The sequence below is a fragment of the Candidatus Methanomethylophilus sp. 1R26 genome, assembly GCF_001481295.1.
Taxonomy (GTDB): Archaea; Thermoplasmatota; Thermoplasmata; order Methanomassiliicoccales; family Methanomethylophilaceae; genus Methanomethylophilus.
The window spans coordinates 16,694-36,391 of sequence record NZ_LOPS01000004.1 but is presented as its reverse complement, the minus strand read 5'-3'; the positions used below and the strand labels follow the sequence as shown (position 1 = coordinate 36,391).

The 19,698-nt window shown below is 62.9% G+C and carries 18 protein-coding genes and 2 pseudogenes; 9 read left to right on the top strand and 11 right to left on the bottom strand.

Going from position 1 to position 19,698, the window contains the following annotated elements; all coding sequences use genetic code 11:
• Nucleotides 1-65 precede the first annotated feature (65 nt).
• On the top strand, nt 66-6,110 hold the full coding sequence (locus AUQ37_RS01050) for a hypothetical protein (RefSeq protein WP_058747049.1): 6,045 nt from the start codon (nt 66-68) through the stop codon (nt 6,108-6,110).
• Complete coding sequence (locus tag AUQ37_RS01045; protein ID WP_157844231.1) at nt 6,107-6,883, top strand: CARDB domain-containing protein; 777 nt, start codon at nt 6,107-6,109, stop codon at nt 6,881-6,883. Before AUQ37_RS01050 ends, AUQ37_RS01045 begins: the two co-directional genes overlap by 4 nt.
• 97 nt (nt 6,884-6,980) lie before the next feature.
• Here AUQ37_RS01045 and AUQ37_RS10455 read toward each other — a convergent pair whose 3' ends face one another.
• From AUQ37_RS10455 to AUQ37_RS01025, 7 genes and pseudogenes are all read right to left on the bottom strand, one after another.
• The gene (locus AUQ37_RS10455) at nt 6,981-7,325 is read right to left on the bottom strand and encodes a hypothetical protein (RefSeq protein WP_201013609.1); all 345 of its coding nucleotides are present in this window, start codon (nt 7,323-7,325) and stop codon (nt 6,981-6,983) included.
• A complete protein-coding gene (locus tag AUQ37_RS10450; protein ID WP_201013608.1) occupies nt 7,283-7,570 on the bottom strand; it encodes a hypothetical protein in 288 nt (95 codons plus the stop codon). The genes AUQ37_RS10455 and AUQ37_RS10450 overlap by 43 nt, the downstream gene beginning before the upstream one ends.
• Nucleotides 7,567-8,382 (bottom strand): tRNA pseudouridine synthase A, encoded by an 816-nt coding sequence (locus AUQ37_RS01035; protein ID WP_058747047.1) that lies wholly within the window; start codon nt 8,380-8,382, stop codon nt 7,567-7,569. The genes AUQ37_RS10450 and AUQ37_RS01035 overlap by 4 nt, the downstream gene beginning before the upstream one ends.
• A 25-nt stretch (nt 8,383-8,407) precedes the next feature.
• Nucleotides 8,408-9,010: a phosphoribosylglycinamide synthetase C domain-containing protein gene (locus tag AUQ37_RS11760; RefSeq protein ID WP_255354862.1), complete on the bottom strand. Its 603-nt coding sequence runs from the start codon at nt 9,008-9,010 to the stop codon at nt 8,408-8,410.
• 101 nt (nt 9,011-9,111) lie between these two features.
• Nucleotides 9,112-9,705, bottom strand: a pseudogene (locus AUQ37_RS11755) (phosphoribosylamine--glycine ligase); the annotation flags it as partial.
• A 2-nt stretch (nt 9,706-9,707) separates the two neighbouring features.
• Nucleotides 9,708-9,920: a hypothetical protein gene (locus tag AUQ37_RS11750; protein ID WP_235584775.1), complete on the bottom strand. Its 213-nt coding sequence runs from the start codon at nt 9,918-9,920 to the stop codon at nt 9,708-9,710.
• Nucleotides 9,914-10,366 carry a GTP-binding protein gene (locus AUQ37_RS01025; RefSeq protein ID WP_235584774.1) on the bottom strand — a complete coding sequence of 151 codons (453 nt, stop codon included), beginning with the start codon at nt 10,364-10,366 and terminating at the stop codon, nt 9,914-9,916. The genes AUQ37_RS11750 and AUQ37_RS01025 overlap by 7 nt, the downstream gene beginning before the upstream one ends.
• A 158-nt stretch (nt 10,367-10,524) precedes the next feature.
• On the opposite strand from AUQ37_RS01025, the gene AUQ37_RS01020 reads away from it, so the two are divergent.
• The 4 genes from AUQ37_RS01020 to AUQ37_RS11745 all read left to right on the top strand — a co-directional run bounded on the left by AUQ37_RS01020 (nt 10,525) and on the right by AUQ37_RS11745 (nt 15,539).
• Nucleotides 10,525-12,276: an AAA family ATPase gene (locus AUQ37_RS01020; RefSeq protein WP_058747046.1), complete on the top strand. Its 1,752-nt coding sequence runs from the start codon at nt 10,525-10,527 to the stop codon at nt 12,274-12,276.
• A 76-nt stretch (nt 12,277-12,352) separates the two neighbouring features.
• On the top strand, nt 12,353-13,645 hold the full coding sequence (gene gatD, locus AUQ37_RS01015) for a Glu-tRNA(Gln) amidotransferase subunit GatD (RefSeq protein WP_058747045.1): 1,293 nt from the start codon (nt 12,353-12,355) through the stop codon (nt 13,643-13,645).
• Nucleotides 13,642-15,411, top strand: coding sequence for a Glu-tRNA(Gln) amidotransferase subunit GatE (gene gatE / locus AUQ37_RS01010; RefSeq protein ID WP_235584773.1), 1,770 nt, complete (start codon nt 13,642-13,644; stop codon nt 15,409-15,411). The genes gatD and gatE overlap by 4 nt, the downstream gene beginning before the upstream one ends.
• Complete coding sequence (locus tag AUQ37_RS11745) at nt 15,312-15,539, top strand: hypothetical protein (protein WP_320408837.1); 228 nt, start codon at nt 15,312-15,314, stop codon at nt 15,537-15,539. The genes gatE and AUQ37_RS11745 overlap by 100 nt, the downstream gene beginning before the upstream one ends.
• A 224-nt stretch (nt 15,540-15,763) precedes the next feature.
• Here AUQ37_RS11745 and AUQ37_RS01005 read toward each other — a convergent pair whose 3' ends face one another.
• The 3 genes from AUQ37_RS01005 to AUQ37_RS01000 form a co-directional block, all read right to left on the bottom strand.
• Entirely contained in the window at nt 15,764-16,615 is an 852-nt protein-coding gene (locus AUQ37_RS01005) for an EamA family transporter (protein WP_058747044.1), read from the bottom strand.
• 67 nt (nt 16,616-16,682) lie between these two features.
• Complete coding sequence (locus tag AUQ37_RS12780; RefSeq protein ID WP_255354861.1) at nt 16,683-16,811, bottom strand: hypothetical protein; 129 nt, start codon at nt 16,809-16,811, stop codon at nt 16,683-16,685.
• Complete coding sequence (locus tag AUQ37_RS01000) at nt 16,790-17,248, bottom strand: HemK2/MTQ2 family protein methyltransferase (RefSeq protein WP_201013607.1); 459 nt, start codon at nt 17,246-17,248, stop codon at nt 16,790-16,792. Before AUQ37_RS01000 ends, AUQ37_RS12780 begins: the two co-directional genes overlap by 22 nt.
• 45 nt (nt 17,249-17,293) lie before the next feature.
• Here AUQ37_RS01000 and AUQ37_RS00995 point away from each other — a divergent pair, with 45 nt between their 5' ends.
• Nucleotides 17,294-17,911, top strand: coding sequence for an MBL fold metallo-hydrolase (locus AUQ37_RS00995; protein WP_058747043.1), 618 nt, complete (start codon nt 17,294-17,296; stop codon nt 17,909-17,911).
• 50 nt (nt 17,912-17,961) lie between these two features.
• Nucleotides 17,962-18,627, top strand: a complete 666-nt coding sequence (locus tag AUQ37_RS00990) for an HVO_0476 family zinc finger protein (protein ID WP_235584772.1) — start codon at nt 17,962-17,964, stop codon at nt 18,625-18,627.
• Nucleotides 18,628-18,697: 70 nt separating this feature from the next.
• Here AUQ37_RS00990 and AUQ37_RS00985 read toward each other — a convergent pair whose 3' ends face one another.
• A complete protein-coding gene (locus AUQ37_RS00985; RefSeq protein WP_082662327.1) occupies nt 18,698-19,429 on the bottom strand; it encodes an HAD-IB family phosphatase in 732 nt (243 codons plus the stop codon).
• Nucleotides 19,430-19,537: 108 nt separating this feature from the next.
• On the opposite strand from AUQ37_RS00985, the pseudogene AUQ37_RS13315 reads away from it, so the two are divergent.
• Nucleotides 19,538-19,693 (top strand): annotated as a pseudogene (locus tag AUQ37_RS13315) (DNA cytosine methyltransferase); the annotation flags it as partial.
• Nucleotides 19,694-19,698: the final 5 nt, after the last annotated feature.

Here is a 19,698-nt window from a genome sequence, read left to right as displayed (position 1 = left end):
CCTGAACGTATAAATAACAAGTCCTGCATGTTTGCGCATTCCGATTTATAATTGGAGATTCGAAAATGCGCATATTTGGAAAAGGAAAAGCCTCGCCCGAAGAGGGCGAAGCCCCTGCCGCACCCGTTGTCAAGAGCGAAGGCGGCATAGGTTGGCTCAAAGAGCACTGGCTCCCGCTTTCCCTGTTCGTGATCGTTCTGGCGGCCTTCCTGGTAAGGTTCGTCTACGCGTACGGGATCTCCGCCGGCGACAATTACGCCCTGTCCGGCGGCAGCAGCGCGAGCAGCAACCTCCGCATCGTCATGGAGATCATGGCGGGCACCTACGACCCGTCCAGCGTCGCCTCCCTGAACTATCCGTTCGGGTCTGTGAGCGCCTACGGGCCGGCCTATGATTACATAATGGCGGGCATAGCGCAGATCGTGACGGCTTTCGGCATCTCGGACCGCACCGCGGCAGCCGGGACCATCGCCTGGGCGGCGCCCATACTCGGTGCCCTCACCTGCATCGTGATCTACGGCATCGGCAAGAAGATGTACCGCGAGGACCGCGTGGTAGGTGTCGTCTCGGCGCTCTTCTATGCGTTCTTCGGCCTCATCATAATGACCACTCCCTTCTCGAGCGGCTCCGGGTTCGCGTTCATCTGCTTCTTCGCGTCCCTGATGGTCTACTTCATCCTGTGCGCCCTCAAGGCCGCCGATGAAGGCCAGCCCAGCGGCCCCAAGGGCGTGCTGAAGGACAGGAAGGTCCTCGTTCCGACGGTCCTGGCGGCTGTCATGTTCGGGATCACCGTCCTCTCCTGGACGGGATTCTGGATGATCTTCGTCGTCATCGCCGTCATCCTGGGCATATCGCTGATCGTCCAGCGCATCTCCGGCAGGGACATGTGGCCCGCCGTCGCCATCGCCGATATCATCCTCGCGGCCGGCATCATCTGCGCCGCAGTCTGGTACGGTGCGGTCGGCCAGTGGGATGCCGTTGCCTCCGGAGCGGTCGTGCTCGGTGTGCTCACAGCAATATACGCCACTGCCTTCGCCTGCGCCGCCAAGAAGCCCTGGGTGGCCACCATCCCCGTATTCGCCGTCGTCATCGTCGCGGTCGCCGTCGTCATCATGTTCCTCGACGGGGACCTCTCGCACGCGATATTCCACGGCAACAGCGTCTACAGCGGCACCCTCATGGAGGACCTTGCCGACAATGCGACCAGGACCTCGATCTCCGACATGGCATCGTACTACGGCTGGCTCACCCTCTGGTTCCCGTTCATCCTCGGATGCTGGATGCTCTACAGGTACAGGGCCCACGCCTCCTCCAGGCTGTACGGCTTCTCCCTGCTGTACATCTTCTCGATGTTCTTCGTCGGATGGTTCGACAGCAGCTATGCCGTCCTCGCCGGCCCCGCCTTCGCGGCAGGGTGCGGCATCCTCTCGGTGAAGGTCATCAGGGCGGTGGACCTGAAATCATACTTCAGGTCCCTCCGTGGCAACGGCTTCAAGGCCGGCGCCAGGAAGTCCCTGAAGTTCTTCCCGCTGGCCACCGTCCTCATCGCGGTGTTCCTGGTCGCCGTCCCCAATGCCGTCCTGGCAGCGGATGCGGCCACGCCCTCCAACGACGAGAAGGCCGGCTATTTCGGCGGGCTCAGCTACGACATACAGACCTCCGACGATTCCGAGTCGTCCGCCCTCTGGTCCTATTACTCGACCCAGGACGTCGACGGAGGCATCGTGACCTGGATCTCCAACTCCGATTACGCGGCCGAGGCCGGCTTCAAGAGCGTCACCGATTCCAACGGCGGCGGGACCGTGCCGATGTCCCAGATCTACCTGGGCAGCTCATCGGCCAACACGGTCGCCGTGATGACCATCAGGATGATCCTCAACCACGACGCCGCCTGGTTCGACAGCGTCATCAAGAGCGTCTTCGGCGACGATACGAAGGCGGAGATCTTCGAGAATCTCGTGGACGACCCCTCGGCCGCCCGCGAGGCCATCGCCAACAGCCCCTCAGACTACTCCGGCATCAAGCTGAACTCGCTGACCTCCGAGAACGCGGTGTACTACGCCGCTTCCCACTACCTCACGGCCAACCTCACCGAGGCCCAGATCCAGGCGCTCTATCATGACGTATGCGCAGCGTCGGGCAGGACCGGGATCCAGTACATCGAGCTCGACGGGAGCATGCTGCCCCTCTACTACGGCGACAGCTCCTCCTTCTCCACCATGGCCTACTTCGGCCAGTACTCCGCCGGGAACTACAATGCCCCGACCTACTTCTACAGCTACAACGCCTACTATGGCTACACGAGCTACACCTCGGCCATGTACGAGACGTTCCTCTGGAACGCCCTCATCGGCATCGACGCGACCGGGTACAGCAACTCGTACGCCCTGCTCTCCGCGCTTGCGGCCGCCGGCAGCGACGTGACCGTCAAGCCCCTGACCGGCATCGACGGATTCAAGATCGCCTACTGGCACGTCATGTACAATGCGGACGACAGCGCCACCAGTTCCTCCTCCGGATGGACTGAGATGGATGCCTACGAGGCCATCGCCAAGCAGAAGACCGACGGCGGGGTCATCAACTACCTGTCCAGTGTCATGCTCCTGGAGTACACCGCCGACGATGCGAGCTCCACGACCGAGACCTATACGGGCACCGTGACCGCCTCCGGCAGCGCCGTCGAGGGCATCAGGGCCTCCGTCTACACCTACGACAGCAACCTCGGGACATATGTCAGGGGAAGCACAGCCTACACCGCCTCCGACGGCACCTTTACCGTGCATGTCCCGGCCGGCTCCGACTCCTACCTCGTCCTGTACGCCGGATCGACCGGCGGAAGGGACGGCGTCGCGCTGTCCACTACGGTCATCGACTCCAGCACTTCGACGAGCCTGAACCTGACCGTCACTGCCGTCACTCCGTCCTCCGCAGTCATCACTGTCGGCGGCACAGAGTCATCTATCAGCGGCACCGCCCTCCTCGAGGGCACTGCCAGCGGCAAGACATACAGCGTGCCTGTCAGCAGCGGGACGCTCGACCTGAGAGGCCTGACCTCAGGCATCCTGCCCGACAAGTACACTGTGACCGTCACTTCCGAGAACGGGACCACCGTCGGAACCGCCACCGTCATCATCGGCGACGGCTCCGATCTTAGGATCGCGCTCACCGGCGGCAAGGTCACCGTTACAGTCACCAACGGACTGACCCAGGGATACGCCTCCGGCACCGAGGTCACCCTGACCGAGACCACTTCGGGCATCTCCTACACCGGGACCACCGGAGCGGACGGCAAGGCCGTCATTTACGTGACCGCCGGCACCTACGCCGGATCGGTCGCCTCCGACGGCCTCTACGGCTCCTCCTCATCCAACACCACCATGTCCTCGAGCGGGTCCGACAGGACCATGACCATCGCCGCCTACCCGGCGGAGTCGGTCACGGTCTCCGGGTTCTCCGGCGATGCCGTCGTGTCGGCGGTCGGGTTCTCCGGCCGCACCGACGGCTCCACGGCCTACCTGCCCATGACGGTCACCGGCAACACGTACACTGCGTACCAGCTGTCCGCCGGCAAGATCGCCTACGCAGTCTTCAGCGCGTCCTCGTCGAGCCCTGCGCTCACCGAGTACGATGCCCGCACCGTCACCGGTACTGTCTCCGAGGCCGACGGCCAGAAGATCAACGCGACCGTCGTCTTCATCAAGAGCGACGGCGCTGTGTTCACCTATGCCTCTGTTTCAGGCACCGGCGCCTACACCGCCTACCTGCCCGACGGAGATTACACTGTCTACGCCTACGGCGGCAGCGAGGTCTATTACGGCACTCTGGCCGTCTCCGGCAATGCGACCTGCGACATCAGCCTGGTCTCTGCCTACAGCGTTACCCTCTCGGTCAGCGCCAACACCAACAGGACCTCCACCTCGTCATACAACTACCTGCCCTACGTGGGGGTCTCGGCGACCGTCACTGTCGACAGCACCGATTACTCCTTCACCGTCCTCACCAACTGCGGGACCAGCTCCTCCTCCACCGGAAGGGCTGTTATCTGGGTCCCCCAGGGATCCGATGCCACCGTGAAGGTGCTCAAGGACGATCTGCGCAACACAGGCATGTTCACAATGACGGAGGACTACTCGCACACCTTCTCCGAGGTCTCGTCCAACTCCAGCCAGTCTCTGACATTCTCGGTCAGCACCTCCTCGTCCTCTACGGGGAGCCAGACCGTGAACGCTGTGGCCGCTAACGGCAGAACTATATCGCTGTACGATTCCGACGGCAACCTGATCTCCCTCAGCAGCGCCGTCCAGTACGAGCTGAAGTCCACCAGGACATCTGCCAACGTCTACACGCTGGTATCCAACAGCGACAGGACCTACACCGTGTCCTACGACACTTCCGGGGCCATCCCGGAGCTGATGCCCGGGCAGTACACCATCAGCATCAGTGATGACAGCGATCAGAGCAATGCTCAGCAGTACTTCACCTCCACGACCGTGTACATCGTTTACGAGTACGATGGCAGCAGCTACTCCGGCAAGGCAGTCCTTGACGGAGAAGCCGTCGATATCGTCCCGGTGAAGGTCACGTACGCCCAGGGAGCGACCGTCACGGTGGATTCGCTGTCCGCCCACCTCTCGTTCCTGCCCGGCTACTCCGATTACACCCTGTCCGACAATTACTGGACCGGATCGGAGAGCACAACCGACGGCGTCACCACCGTCTGGTACTACTTCGCCAAGCAGTCCTACGACGAGATCTACACCATCAAAGCCGTGCTGAACAGCAAGGCCGCGACCGCCGCAGTTGATGGTTCCTCCTCCGCTTCCGGAACGACCGCCGACCTCACAACGACATACGACACGGTGACAGTCACCGGGTCCCTCGGCACCGATGCCGACGGAGTCGTCGCCGCAGGATTCTACGCGAGCGGATCCGGCACCCTGGCCGTGAAGAGTTTCGCTGTCCTGGCATTCGTGTCCCCGTCCGACGGCAGGTACACTGTCGAGCTGCCCAAGGACGAGGCCGGAGATTCGTACACTCTGTACTTCGCATTTGCAGGCATCGCCAAGAGCGACGATGCGGCCTTCTCGGTCTACGCAGGGAACTCCGGCGATACCGTCATCGAGGCCGTTTCGACGCTCACCGAAGTCAGCTCGGTGTCCAAGACCTACGTCGATGCGGACGAGGACAGCAGCATCACCTACAACCCCGTCTACGCTTCGGACTCGAAGGTGTTCAACACCGATTACACCGGGACCGTCCCTGCCGATGTGGTTTATGCGCATTTCGCAGACGGGGAAGCCACTGTCAAGATCAGGATCTACAACAACTCCGACAACGATGTTGTGTACTACCTGATCGGAAGCGGCAGCTTCACCCTGAACAAGGCGTACTTCATTCTCGTTTCTGCTGGTGACAGCAATGCTATCGAGGTCGAAGGCATCTACAGCGCCGACTCCGTCGGTGCGTTCACTGACAGCCTGAAGGTGGCGGTCTACAGTTCCGACGGGACCCTGGCCGACACCCTGCCTGTCGGGGCGATCTGCCTGGAGAAGTACAGGAACGACGACACTACCTCCGATTACACCTTCACGCGCACCGGCGACACCGGCGAGGTGACGATCGTCACCTCCGGCGACAGCGCCCTGCCGTCGCAGTACACCGGTGCCTCGTACAGGTACGCGGTCACGGTGACCAACACCTGCATGGGCCTTAAGACCGTGAGCCTCACACCGTCGGCAAGCCTGCCTGACGGGTGGCAGATGGTGATCGAGTACGGCGGCATCAGCAAGGTGCTGGCCTCCGGCGACACGGCGAGCGTCGTCGTGGCCGGAGACTCCGTCACTCCTGTCTACATCACCCTGGTCAACACCCTGGGCGATGCAACCAACGCGGCCAGTGTGACCGTCACCGGAGACATCGCCGAGACGACCCTGGCCTACCAGACCGGAGGCATCAGCACCACTGACGGCAGCGTCAGCGGCGGCGATGCGGACAACAGCGAGGCCGGTATCAGCAGCACATTCTGGGCTCTGACGGTCATCGCTGTGATCATCATCTTCATGATGGTCTACAGCGGAAGCAAGAGGGGGATGTTCTCACGCAGAAAGTGAAGTTGATCGCAGTATTGGCGGCCGTCATGGCCGCCCTGGCATTCGCGGCCGTCCTCAGCGGCCCGGATTCCGATGCCGAGAGCGTCGCCAACCATTCGGTCACGGCGGCCGACGGCACAGACACCAAGACCGGCGGCGAACTGGAGTTCACGATCTCCTTCACGGAGTCTGCCGGCGACCCGTCCGCCATATCGTACGAGGCCAAGCTGACCAACTCCTCCGGGACCACCCAGAGCAGCGCGGTCAGCCCCAGCTCGGGAGATCTGTCCAACGGCGGGTCGGCGACCCTGAAGGTCACTGCGCCCACCACGACCGGCAAGTACACCCTTACCGTGACCTGGACCGAGAAACTAGGTGATGATACCCTCACCTATACCGACTCGGTCAGGATCGGGGTCCACGAGCCCATCACTCTCTCGATGACCCTGGAGAACACCGGCTCTGTCAGCATCAGCACCAACGTCTACTTCTATGTGGACGGGACGATGATCGAGGACAGCAGCACATCGCTGAGCATCGCGCCCGGCAAGTCCCAGACGCTCACCTACGGCTACTACGACTCCGATCTGAGCTCCGGCAAGCACACCTACTATGTCGCTTCGGCCGACGGCTCCACCGTCGTCTCCGGCGAGAAGACGTTCTACTACAATCAGGACGACAGCAACTGGCAGTCATATCTGATGGCCCTCATAGTGATCATCCTGATCATCGTCTTCATCTGGATCTACAGGAAGCCCGTCAAGAACTACGGGAAGCCCAAGGCCAGGCGCTGAATCAAACCTTTTCCCGGGGGGCATTTCCCCGGCATTATTCTGAATTTCTGGAAAATACGGCAGGATCCCTGCCGCCGGACCCATTATGTCTGGGACATCATCTCTGCGCCGCGGACATGACGGCCGCCGTCGCGATCTCCGAACGGGAGCGCTCCACCAGCTGCCTCGCGAGGTCCTGCTTCCTCCTCACGGGGGCGACGGAATCCTTCACATCCAGCGACATGAGCGCGTCGCAGAGCATCTCCATGGAGGCGAACACCTCCCTGGCCTTGGCCGTGTTCCCGTCGGCGAGGTTCTGGACCATGTCCCTCCTGAGCTCTCCTACGGCATCTCCCAGCCCCAGGGCCCAGGCGGCGGGGGTGACGTCGAGCAGATCATGCCCGGGGATCTCCGCTCCCCTCAGCGCGCTGTCGTAAATCGCCGTCTCGGCGAACTCGGCCATCGCCGACTGCACATGTCTCCGAAGATCAGCTGAGGGTGGGCCATGAGGCTCTCCGTCAGGGCGGCGAGGTCCCCGGAGATGGAATCTATGAGCTCCGGGTCCCTCCTGCCGACGTGGATCATATGGATCGCCGTCTTGGTCTTCCTGATGATCGCCCTGGAGCCGCTGAACGCGCGCTCCTCCGCTGCCTCGAGCTCCGAAAGGGCCTTCTGGACCTCTATCGTCTCCTTCTCCAGTCCGTTCATCCTGTTTCCTCCCTGTACCTGTCCATCAGCGTCCTGTGGAACCCGGAGCGCAGGCCGTCCCTGAACAGGTCGCGGCCGATGCGGCGGGAATAAGGGCATTCCTCGGGGAAAGTGAAGCCCTCCCCCGGGAAGGTGACGTCCAGCAGCGTGAGCCCCTCGGGCTTGGCCAGTCCGAACGTCCCGTCCCTGCCGGCAAGGATCTCCTTGACATCCTGCAGCGAGGACATCCCGAGGCCCACCTGCATCACCGCGGCCATTATCCTGCGTATCTGGTTCCAAAGGAAGTAGTTCGCGCAGAAATCGGTCTCGATGATGTTCCCGCGGAGCCTGACGTTCACCGAGTCTATCGCCATCACTGTGGATTTCCCGGTCTCGTTCTTGGCGAAACGCTTGAAATCGTGATGCCCCTCGAACAGCTCCGCCGCCTCCCTGAACGCCGGGAGGTCCATGCGGTCGGCGGGGCAGGAGTACCTGTAATAGCGTTTGTCGGCGATCCTCGGGTTGAAGGCATCGTCCACCTCGCGGTATGCCAGGTAGTAGACCCCGTCGGAGACGGAGTTGAGCGCCCGGAGCATGGTCTCCGGGTCCTTGAACTCGGTGTAGAAGGCTATTGCGTTGCCGAGCGCCGAGACTCCGGCGTCGGTGCGGCTGGCGAACCTGAGGTCTATCCTGTCCTCGGGCACATGATCGGTAAGGAGCAGCTTCGAGCGGACCTCGCCGGCGACCGTCCTCAGGCCGGTCTCCGGAGGCTGGGCCTGCGATCCGCTGAAGCCCTCCCCGAGGTATGCGACCTTGACCAGGTAGCGTCTCATGCGCCGCGGATGGCCTTCATGTGGTCTATGCGCTTCTGTATGAGGGCCTGGGTCCCGATGTCGTGGCGGACGAAGGAGCCTCGCACTTTATGTACTTCAGGCCGGCCTCGCAGTTCTCCTCGGCCTCGGCGATGGTGTCCCCCACGCCGACGATACCGACGGCCCTGGAGGTCCCGGTGACGAGCTTCCCGTCGTTCTTGTACACGCTGCCGTAGTAGACGACGGCGCCGACCTTGTTGATGGCGTCCGTGTCGATGGCGATGGTGTGCCCGGCGACCGGGCTGACCCCGTAGCCCTCGGGGACCACGTACTTGACGACCGTCGCCTTCGGGGCGAAGCGCACGTCCGGCCTGGGGCCCTTGCCGGCCTCCCACTTGATGATGTCGGAGAAGCTGGTCTCCAGGGAGGTGAGGACGTTCATGGCCTCGGGGTCGCCGAACCTCGCGTTGATCTCGATGATCTTGGGCCCGTCCTTGGTGAGCATGAACTGCCCGTACATCACGCCGCGGTAGGGGCACCCTTCCTTGTCCAGGGCCCTGACGATGGCGAGGTCGATATCGATCGCCTTCTGCCTCTCCTCGGCCGTGACGAACGGCAGGAGGCCGTCGGCGTCGGAGTAGGAGCCCATGCCCCCGGTGTTCGGCCCTTTGTCGCCTCGTAGGCTCTCTTGTGGTCTTGGACCAGGGGCATGGGGATGACGTCGGTCCCGTTCACGAAGACCATCTGGGTGAACTCCTCGCCCTCGGCCTTCTCCTCGATTATGACCTTCCCGCCGCCCACGTTGTTCTCGAAGATCTCGCGGATGTACGCAACGGTCTCGTCGAGGTTGGCCAGCTGGTCCCCCTGGACCTTGACGCCCTTCCCGCCGGTGAGGCCGACGGGCTTGATGGCCACGGGGTAATCGACCTTCTTCACGAACTCCACGGCCTCCTCCTCGCTGTCGAAGCTCGCGTACCTGAGGTTGCCGTCGATGCCGTACTTCTCGACGAGGTTCCTCATGAACGTCTTGGAGGTCTCGATTCTCGCCGCGGCCTTGGTGGGCGAGGCGCATTTGATGCCCATGTTCTCCAGGGCATCGACGACGCCCGCTCCGAGGGGGGCCTCGGGGCCGACGAAGGCGTACTCGACGAAGTTGTTGAGCGCGAAGTCGCAGATGCTGTCGACATCGTCCTCGTCGGTGTTCAGGACCTTCTTGGACCTGGCCTCGATCCCGGGGTTGGTGTTCTTCATCACGGCGTAGATCTCCGCTCCGGAACGCCAGAGCGCTTCGACGGCGGCATGCTCCCTGGCGCCTCCGCCGACTGTCAGTATCTTGATTCCCATCGTCATGCCTCCAGCAGCCCCAGCGCCGCGATGACGTCGTCCACGCCCTCGCCCTTCTTCGCCGAGGCAGTGATTATCTTCTTGACCCCGCCGGTGAGCTTCGCGTAGTCCCCGATGATGACCTGCGGGTCGACGCCGACGGCGTCAGCTATGTCCATCTTGTTCAGGACGGCGATGTCCGAATGGAGGAAGATCTGGTGGTGCTTCCTCACCATGTCGTCGCCCTCGGTGGTCGAAATGACCACCGCGCGGTAGTCCGTGCCCAGCGGGAAGTCCGCGGGGCAGACGAGGTTGCCGACGTCTCGATGATGACGATGTCGTACTTCGATAGGTCGACGCCGTCCAGCACCCTGTTTATGTCGTGGGCCTCGAGGTGGCATTCCTTGCCGGTGTTGCAGTTGATTGCATCGAGCCCGGCGGCTCTGAACCTCTTGAAGTCGTCGTCGCCGGTCACATCGCCGGCGATCACGAGCACCCTCTTCCCGGCGGCCGCGAGACGCTTCCCCATCTCGCAGATCAGGGTGGTCTTCCCGGAACCGATGGAGCCCATGAAGTCCACCGACCTGATCCCGTTCTCCTTGAAGCGGTGGTATATGCCGTGGGCGAGGTCGCTGTTCTTCTTCAGGACATCGGTCTCCATCCCGGCCTGTATTATATGCATGCACGCGTGATTACACTCATGGCAATTAAAGGTTGAGAGGGCGGTCTGCGGAACATCGTCCGCATGCCCCCGTCCCTTCCGGAGATGTTCGCCCCGCCTGTTCCCGCTGACTGCCGCACCCCCGGTTGAAATACCGTACGCAGGTAAGCTGTCACGCCATGAGCAAAGACGGGAAAGGCATCGGCACAGAGCAGGGGAAGAGCATCGATATAAACAACGCAGTCGATTGGAAATCCATGGATGCGGCGATCGGCAATTCCGATTTCAAGGACGTGCGTGACAAGGGCGGATATTTCGTCGATAAGTCGGAGCTCATCGACAGGATCCTGAGGATGGAGAGCGCCAAGGTCTTCCTCTTCACAAGACCCAGGCGCTTCGGGAAATCGCTCAACCTGAGCATGATCGACGCGTACCTGAACCTGAATTATAAGGGCAACACCTGGTTCGACGGGCTGAAGATCTCAGACCTGAGGCCTGACGATCCGCTGAAGAACGCATCCCCGGTGATCCGCCTGGATCTGGGCTGCATCGGGGTGGACACATGCGATAAAGCTATAGCCAGCACTCGTGCGGTCATTGCCGACGTCTTCATGGACCACCCGGAACTGGACAACTCAGAGAGGCTCAGCCCGGCGCTGAGGAAGCTCTACACCAGATATTCCGAAGGAGAAGTTGAGGAGGATGAAGTCGAACTCTCGCTCAAGCGCCTGTCGAAGATGCTTGAGGCCCACTACGGCAGGAAAGCGGTGATCATCATCGATGAGTACGATGCTCCCATAAACAATGCATTCGGGAATCCGGAGCTTCGCAGCATCATCGATTTCTTCCGCAGGCTTCTGTCGAACGCGCTCAAAGGCAACGATTCCCTGGACAGAGCCGTCCTGACGGGCGTGATGCAGCTCTCCAAGGAGAGCATCTTCAGCGGCATCAACAACCTGTACGTCGATAACATACTGTCGACCGAGTTCGACGACATGATCGGGTTCACCGAGGAAGAGGTGAAGAAGATGTGCGCGGACTTCGGCGCTCCCGAGAAATTCCTGGAAGCGAAGGAATGGTACGACGGATACCGTTTCGGGAACACGGACGTGTACAACCCCTGGAGCGTTCTGAACTATGTCAGCAGGAAGTTCGTCCCGGACCGCTATTGGGCCGGGACCAGCGGGAACGGGATCATCGACACCCTCATCGGGAAGGCGGATAGCGAGACCTACAGGAACATAATGGAGATCGGCTCCGGCGGGATGGCGGCCGAAGATCTCAGCATGTCCGTGACGTTCAATGACATGTCTTCGGATTACGGCGGGAGCAGCATATACTCGGTCATGGCTGCCACCGGCTATCTCCGCGCCGAGAAGGTCCCGAGCGGCGGGTATAAACTGTCGATACCGAACAAGGAGATGCGTTCGGTGTACAAGAGGAAGTTCATGAACGCCCTCGATAGGCTCAGGGTCGGAAGCCGCCCTGTTGAGAATCTCTGCAAAGCGGTCCTTTCGAACGACGTCCTGGCGATGGAGAGCAGCCTCAGGGACATGATGGAGAGGTCCTTCAGCGTCAGGGTGTTCGATTCGGAGCACGCCTACCAGACGATGGTGGCGGGCATGCTCATGAGCCTGGGAGACACCTTCAGGGTGGAGGCCGACCGCGAATCCGGGGACGGATATTCCGACATCCGCATCATCAGCTCCTCTCCGGAGCATCCGAGCGTGATCATCGAGATCAAGCGCACGGCCGGCATCGGGCAGGCGGAAGATGCCGCCCGGAAGGCGCTCGGCCAGATAAGCGCCAGAAGGTACTGCGCCGGACTGAAGGGCGAGGTCCTAACATACGGTGTCGCCTTCGCCGGGAAGGACGTGAAGGTCCTCGCCGGGCATGCGGACGGCCTCTCGGAGCACAGGCGGCCGGCATAAGGGCGGCAGGACGCCCGGACCGCGGCAGTCTCCCTCCTGCGCGCATTATAAAAGGAACGAGGGGATAGTCCCGCCGATGTACGCGGAGTTCCTATCGAAGATGCTGGAGGACGCCGGGGCGGAGGAGGGCTGCATGCTCGACCTGACCGTCTCCGGGAAGTCTTACCGCGGCGTTCTCATGCCCCACCATGAGTTCAGCGGGCATGACATCGTCATCCTCAAGGTGAAATCAGGTTACAACATCGGCATCAGGGTGGATGAGGGGGCCTCCGTGAAGGTCGTCTCCCGGCCGGTCGAGAGGAAGAGGCCGGAGGCCGCTGAGGCGGACCGCCCCGGCCTGAAGACCATCGTCCTCCTGGGGACCGGAGGCACCATAGCCTCCTACGTCGACTACCGCACGGGGGCCGTCCATCCCGCATTATCGACCGCCGATATGGTGAACGCCGTGCCGGAGATCAGGGAGATCGCCAACCTGAAGGCGAAGGTGCTGTTCTCCATTTTCTCGGAGAACATGACCCCGAAGCACTGGCAGGAGCTGGCCAAGGCCATCGCCGATGAGATCGACGCCGGCGCCGATGCCGTCATCGTGCCCCACGGGACCGACACCATGGGCTACACCGCTGCCGCGGTGTCCTTCATGCTCGGGGACGTCCCCAAGCCGGTGGTGTTCGTCGGGGCCCAGCGGTCCTCCGACCGCCCCTCCTCGGACGCGTCCTCCAACCTCATGGCCGCCGCCAGGTTCTGCGTCGGCGGCAACCGTGCGGGCGTCTTCGTGGTCATGCACGACACCCCCGGGGACGACTCGTTCGCGGTGCATCTCGGGACCAGGGTCCGCAAGATGCACACCTCCCGCAGAGATGCCTTCAAATCGATCAACGTCCCGCCTGTGGCGCACATCGACAGGGACGGGAAGATAACGTTCAACACCGAGGGGCGCCCCGTATCGGACGGGAAGTGCAGCGTGTCCGCCGACCTCTGCACCGATGTGGTCCTCCTGCAGTTCTACCCGGGGATGGACCCGGCGCTCTTCAGGGACGTGTTCATGAAGTCCAAGGGCGTGGTCATCGAGGGCTCCGGGCTCGGCCACGTGAACTCCAACATGGTCCCGCTCATCAAAGAGGCCACCGACAGGGGGACGGTCGTGGTCGTCACCTCCCAGTGCCTGAACGGGAGGACCAACCTCAACGTCTACAACACCGGCAGGGACATGCTGAACGCCGGCGCGGTCACCGTCTGGGACATGCTCCCGGAGACCGCCTACGCCAAGCTCATGTGGGTCCTGGCCAACTCGGAGGGCCGCGATGCGGCCGTGGAGATGATGAGGACGCCGCTCTGCGGCGAGATGTCCGACAGGAGGGAGCTGCTTTGAACGCCGACGGAAAGGAGGGGAAGCCCGAGATGATGTGCGGGATCGAGATCCACCAGCAGCTGGACACCCACAAGCTGTTCTGCAACTGCCGCAGCGAGCTCTCGGAAGAGGGCTTCGGCGGGATCTACCGCCGCCTGAGGCCCACCACCTCCGAGATGGGGGAGATCGACCGCGCCGCCCTCGCCCAGTTCAGGAGGGGCTACGGGTACGTCTACCAGTCCTGCCCCTGCGAGACCTGCCTGGTGGAGCTCGACGAGGAGCCTCCCCACGAGGTCAATGCCGAGGCCATGGAGACCGCGCTGATCTTCAGCGAGCTCATCGGGGCGAGCGTCATCGACGAGGTCGAGTTTATGAGGAAGATCGTCGTCGACGGGTCCAACACCTCCGGGTTCCAGAGGACCTCCCTGGTCGCCGTGGACGGCTCCGTGGAGGCCGTCGGCAGGAGGATCGGCATCCTCTCCGTCTGCCTGGAGGAGGACGCCTGCAGGAAGATCGAGGCGGACGCCGACACCGTCACCTGGAGGACCGACAGGCTGGGGATCCCCCTGATAGAGGTGGCGACCGCCCCGGATATGAGGACGCCTGAGGAGGTCATGGAGGTCGCCTCGAGGATCGGCTCGCTCCTGCGCGCGACCAAGAGGGTCAAGAGGGGGCTGGGGACGATCAGGGAGGACCTGAACATCTCCATCCCCGAAGGCGCGCGCATCGAGATCAAGGGAGTGCAGGAGCTCAGGCTGCTCCCGCTGTTCGTGGAGAACGAGGTGAAGAGGCAGAAGATGCTCGTGAGGGTCAGGGGCATCCTCAGGGAGAGGGGCACGGCCCCCGCCTCCGGCGAGATCGTCGACGTCACGAAGGTGTTCGACGGCTGCGCCTCCAAGGTCATCTCCGGCGCCCTGAAGTCGGGCGGGAAGGTCCTGGCCGCCAGGCTGCCCGGGTTCGCCGGCGTCATGAACGGCGATAACGGCACCCTCCGCCTGGGAGCGGAGATGGCCGGCTACGCCAGGACCGCGGGCGTGAAGGGAATATTCCATTCCGACGAGCTCGTCGGCGGCGCCTACGGCATCGACCCGGCGTACGTGGAGAAGCTCGCCGCCTTCCTCTATCCTGACGGCAGGGGCGCGAACGACGCGTTCGTCATCTGCGCCGCGCCCCAGAAGAAGGCGGAGCGCGCCGTCTCCCTAGCGGTTGGCAGGGCCAATGCGGCCTTGGACGGCGTCCCCGAGGAGACCAGGGACCCCCTGCCGGACGGGACGACCCGCTATTCCAGGCCCCTGCCGGGGGCCGCGAGGATGTACCCCGAGACCGATGTGCCCCCGACCCCCATCGCCCCGGAGAGGCTCGCCCGCATCAGGGCGAACCTTCCCGAGCTCCCGGAGGTGGCGGAGAAGAGGCTGGTCTCCAAGTACGGGATCAGCCCCCAGCAGGCGGCGCAGATCGTGCGCGGCGGGAGGGACGACCTCTTCGCCGAGATCGCCGACGGCTTCGGCCTGACCGCCGTGGCGGCCACCACCTTCCAGAACACCTTCCAGGAATTGGAGCACGAGGGCATCGACACCGACGCGTTCACGCATGAGATGCTCTACGGCGTGTTCCGCGCCCTGAAGGAAGGGAAGTTCGCCAAGGAGGCCGTCCCCGCCCTCCTCAGGGAGATGGCGGCCGGGACGCCCTGGACGCCGCCGTCTCGAAGCTCGGGCTGTCCGCAGTCGACGAAGGCGAGGCGCAGGCGGTCATCGCCAAGATCGTGGACGAGCGCGCCGACTACGTGAAGGCCAACGGGAAGAGGGCCGTCGGCGGGCTCATGGGCCCCGTCATGGGGGCCCTCCGCGGGAAGATCGACGGGAAGAGGGCGAACGCCCTCCTCTCCGCCGAGATAGACCGGGTGCTGGGTCAGTGAAGGCGGGCCTCCGGCCCGCTCTTCACGCGTGACGGCCCCCGGGCCCCGGGGAAAGGCCCGGGGCGAACCGGTAATGACATAGCTTTATGATGGTGCAGCGACATATGAATGAATGCGAAGGGCCGGGGCTCCATCATATCCAAATCAAGCTCCGGCCCTTTTGCATCCTTTTCTCTATCCGTGACCTTCGATCTTCCGCAGATGCCCGCATCATATCAGGAGCATCAGCTTCCTGCAGTGAGCATCGCGAGGCCGATCCACGACCTCGCAGACATCTTCTCGTGCAGGAACGCGGCCGCGAACAGCACCGTGAACAGGATGCTGAGCTTGTCGATGGGCACGACCAGCGAGGCCGGGCCGTCCTGCAGGGCCTTGTAGAAGCACAGCCAGGAAGCACCGGTCGCCAGACCCGAGAGGACCAGGAAGGACCCGCTCCGGCGGGAGATGCCGCCGATCTGCTTCTGGGTCCCCTGCATGAAGACGATGAGCCAGGCCATGGCGAGGACCACGCAGGTGCGGATGGCGGTCCCCAGGTTGGACTCGACGCCCTCGATGCCGACCTTCCCCAGGATGGACGTCAGGGCGGCGAACACCGCCGACAGCACGGCCCAGATGAGCCAGGAGTCCCTGGTGCCCTTCGACGCGTCGACGTCCTTCTTCTCTATCATCAGCATGGTGCCGGCGAACATCACGGCCATGCCGATGCCGGCCCAGAAGGAGAAGCTCTCGCCCAGGAAGATGAAGGCGAGGATCATGGTGAGGATGGTCGAGCTCTTGTCGATGGGGGCGACCTTGTTGACGTCGCCGATCTGCACCGCGCGGAAGTAACAGAGCCAGGAGGCCCCGGTGGCTAGTCCGGAGAGCACCAGGAACACCAGGGTCTTCGCGGAGATGTCTCCGATCCCGTCCCAGGAGCCGACGATGAGGACCATCAGCCAGGCCATGGTGAGGACCACGACGGTCCTCAGGGCCGTCGCCAGGTTGGAGTTGACGTCCTTTATGCCGATCTTCGCGAAGATCGAGGTCAGGGCGGCGAACACCGCCGAGCCGAAGGCGAACGCGATCCAATCCTCCATGCGAATGCATGGCCGTGCGCGTATAAACGCAGGAGCACGAACCTCCATTAGAGCAGAAAGGCAAGCCTCAGAACCTTATCTCCAGGACCCTGAGCCTCTCGAAGAACAGCGGCAGCTCCCCCAGGACCTTCACGTCATGATGTGCCAGCAGTCTTTCCAGCGCTTCGATGTCCATCAGCGAGGACACCACGACCACGACCCTTCCTCCCGGGACGAGATGTTCCGGCGCCCCCTCGAGCAGCCTCGGCAGCGGCCCGAGGCGTCCGGGCCGCCGGACCATGCCTTCGCCAGCTCCCCCTCGTCGGATACCGGCAGGTACGGGAGGTTGAACACGGCGGTGTCGAACCTGCCGCGGACGGCGGACCAGACATCAGACAGGAACACCTCCATGCGGACGCCGTTCGCCTCCGCGTTCCTGCGCGCGAGCTCCACCGCCCGGGGGTTGATGTCGCAGGCGGAGACCTCGGCGCCGTTCAGGGCGCATTGGATGGACACGATCCCGGAACCGCACCCGATCTCGATGACCTTCTCCCCCGGCCGGACATCCAGCGTCTCCGCCAGGAAGACGCTGTCCTCGCTGGGGGGATACACCTCCGGGTCGGACGCGATGTCCAGGCCGTCCCTGTACTCCATGCCCCGGTGAACGCATTAAAAGGTAGAAAACACTGCGGACGGTGCATGTCGGAGAAGGGCTCATCGGTCGCGGTCGTCATGGAGGGGCACCTGGAGAGGGGCCCGGAGGGGGATGTGGTCCCGGAGCGCACGTGGTCCACCTGCACGCTCGTGCGCACAGGCGGCAGGTCGGTGCTGGTGGACACGGGGAGTTCCTTCACCGTCAGGGAGCTGGAAAAAGGCCTGGAGGCCGCCGGGATATCCGCGGATGAAGTGGACACGGTGGTGCTGACGCACCACCACCCGGACCATGTCGGGGGCATCGGCCTCTTCCCGGACGCGGAGATCATCATGGCGCAGGGCCCGGGAATCCCAGGGAGGGATGTTCATTTCATAACGGAGGACACCGAGATCATCCAGGGGGTCCGGATGGTCATGACCCCCGGCCACACCTGGGACTCCGCCAGCCTCTTCGTGCCCTCTTCCGGGGATGGCATGAGGTATGCCATCGCAGGCGATGCGGTCCCGAAACGGTCGAACCTGGAGAAGAAGAAGGTCCCCGCCCTGAACGTCTCCCGGGAGGAGGCCATGCGCTCCATGGAGCGCATAGTCAGGTGGGCAGATATCGTGGTCCCGGGCCACGAGGCTCCCTTCCGGACCGACGGTCTAAAAAGACTTTATTAACGACATCGCCTGTTGCAAGGAGAGGAGATTGGACGGACATGGCGGAGGATATGCCTGATACTATTATGTTCGAATGCCCGGACTGCGGGGAAGAGACCGAGCACGCGATCCTCAGAGGGAAGCTGGGGAAGGCCGGCGTCGAGGGCACGTTCAGGTGCTCCGTCTGCGGGAGGGTGTTCTCCGGCTTCATCCGCCTGCCGAGGCCCTTCAGCGTCAGGGTGATGCTGTCGGACGAGGACAGGACCGAGACGACCTCCACCGTGCTGTACGAGAACGAGATCCTCGAGGTAGGGGACGAGTTCGACCTCGATGACGGGAGGCACGTGAAGATCACCCTCATCGACATGCCGGACGGGAAGAGGGTCAAGAAGGCCGCCGCCCCGGAGATCTCCGGCCTCTGGGTCAAAGCGTACGGCACCCTGCACGTGAAGGTGTCCGTCAACGACAACAGGCGCACCATCCCGCTGTACCTCGATGCGGAGCCAGGCGACGAGTTCTCCGTCGGGATGATCATGCACTTCGATACATGGGACGCCGTCATCCACGCGATCAAGACCCGCAACAAGCTCATCCGCCGCGGATCGGCGGAGGCCAGGGACATCGTGAGGATCTACGGCAAGAAGCTCCACGGGGACGCCGCCCTGGACGATATCGAGGGGCAGCCGTTCAACGAGGCCGACTACGACGACGGCGCGATGGACCTCGGCGAGGAGTGAGGGAAGGGAGGGCTCCGTGCCCTTCCTTTTCACTCCACTCACTCAAGAAAACTCATTCATTCCTTCTTCTTCATGAAACTGCCGAGGTCGGATGGGATTTGCCCTCCGCAGTCATTCCTGCAATCATTCCGGCGTCTGGGTCATCGCTGTCGTCAGGCAGGATGACGTCCAGGATGTCGGATATGGTGTCGCTGCGGACGGTGTGCGTGGCGGCCTCGACGGTGTACTCGTCGGTGGGGTTGAAGGCGATCGATTCCGCCGAGACCTTGAACATGCCGATGTCGGTGAAGCTGTTGCCGATGCTGAGGGTGTGGGCGGAATCGGTGCCGAAGCGGTCGATGAACTGCTTCACGTAGACCCCTTTGTCCCTCAGGTCCACGACCACATTCCCGTTGCCCTCGAGGGTGCCGTCCGGGTTCCAGAGGACGGAATCCGCCATCCACCCGTCGAAGCCGTACTCGTTCGCGAGCATCTCGGCGGCGATGTCTATCCCGCCGCTGACGATGACGCACCTCATGCCGTTCTCCTGCAGGGAGGCGACGGTCTCCTGGATGCCGTCTATCACGGGCATTTCCTGGAAGCACTTGATCATGTCCCGCCGGCAGAAGTCGGGTTTGGCGGACTTCCATTTGGCTATGTCCCGGCGCATGAACTCGGGCTCGTCGATCTCGCCGTTGACGAAGGCGCGGTAGGCCTCCTCGTTGCTCACGCCGAGGCACTGGTGGATCCAGGCCCAGGAGGAGCGGAGGCGGGTGAGGGTGCCGTCCATGTCGAAGCAGACGAGGTCGAACTTGGGACGCATGGAACATGATATGCGGACGATTAGAAATAGGGTTCTGATGGAGCTGCACGCGGAAGATAAGGGCATCGATCCAAAGGTTTAAAAGATCGAATTGATCTAGGGATTCCGATGGCAAAGGAGATCAGGGTCGTCGAGCTCTTCGCCGGTGTCGGCGGATTCCGGGTGGGGCTCGAGGATGCGTCCGATCGCTTCAGGACGGTCTGGGCGGACCAGTGGGAGCCTGGCAGGAAGAACCAGTTCGCCTTCGATTGCTATAACCGTCATTTCGC

Excerpts from the sequence above, each read along its gene's own strand:
- AUQ37_RS11760 (WP_255354862.1), bottom strand. The coding sequence starts at position 9,010 with ATGGGCTCCTACTCCGACGCCGACGGCCTCCTGCCGTTCGTCACGGCC.
- AUQ37_RS10450 (WP_201013608.1), bottom strand. The coding sequence starts at position 7,570 with ATGAACGGACTGGAGAAGGAGACGATAGAGGTCCAGAAGGCCCTTTCG.
- AUQ37_RS10455 (WP_201013609.1), bottom strand. The coding sequence starts at position 7,325 with ATGGCCGAGTTCGCCGAGACGGCGATTTACGACAGCGCGCTGAGGGGA.
- AUQ37_RS01005 (WP_058747044.1), bottom strand. The coding sequence starts at position 16,615 with ATGGAGGATTGGATCGCGTTCGCCTTCGGCTCGGCGGTGTTCGCCGCC.
- AUQ37_RS01050 (WP_058747049.1), top strand. The coding sequence starts at position 66 with ATGCGCATATTTGGAAAAGGAAAAGCCTCGCCCGAAGAGGGCGAAGCC.
- AUQ37_RS11750 (WP_235584775.1), bottom strand. The coding sequence starts at position 9,920 with ATGGTGAGGAAGCACCACCAGATCTTCCTCCATTCGGACATCGCCGTC.
- AUQ37_RS00985 (WP_082662327.1), bottom strand. The coding sequence starts at position 19,429 with ATGCGTCCCAAGTTCGACCTCGTCTGCTTCGACATGGACGGCACCCTC.
- AUQ37_RS00990 (WP_235584772.1), top strand. The coding sequence starts at position 17,962 with ATGCCTGATACTATTATGTTCGAATGCCCGGACTGCGGGGAAGAGACC.
- gatD (WP_058747045.1), top strand. The coding sequence starts at position 12,353 with ATGTACGCGGAGTTCCTATCGAAGATGCTGGAGGACGCCGGGGCGGAG.
- AUQ37_RS01035 (WP_058747047.1), bottom strand. The coding sequence starts at position 8,382 with ATGAGACGCTACCTGGTCAAGGTCGCATACCTCGGGGAGGGCTTCAGC.
- AUQ37_RS01025 (WP_235584774.1), bottom strand. The coding sequence starts at position 10,366 with ATGCATATAATACAGGCCGGGATGGAGACCGATGTCCTGAAGAAGAAC.
- AUQ37_RS01020 (WP_058747046.1), top strand. The coding sequence starts at position 10,525 with ATGAGCAAAGACGGGAAAGGCATCGGCACAGAGCAGGGGAAGAGCATC.
- AUQ37_RS00995 (WP_058747043.1), top strand. The coding sequence starts at position 17,294 with ATGTCGGAGAAGGGCTCATCGGTCGCGGTCGTCATGGAGGGGCACCTG.
- AUQ37_RS01000 (WP_201013607.1), bottom strand. The coding sequence starts at position 17,248 with ATGGAGTACAGGGACGGCCTGGACATCGCGTCCGACCCGGAGGTGTAT.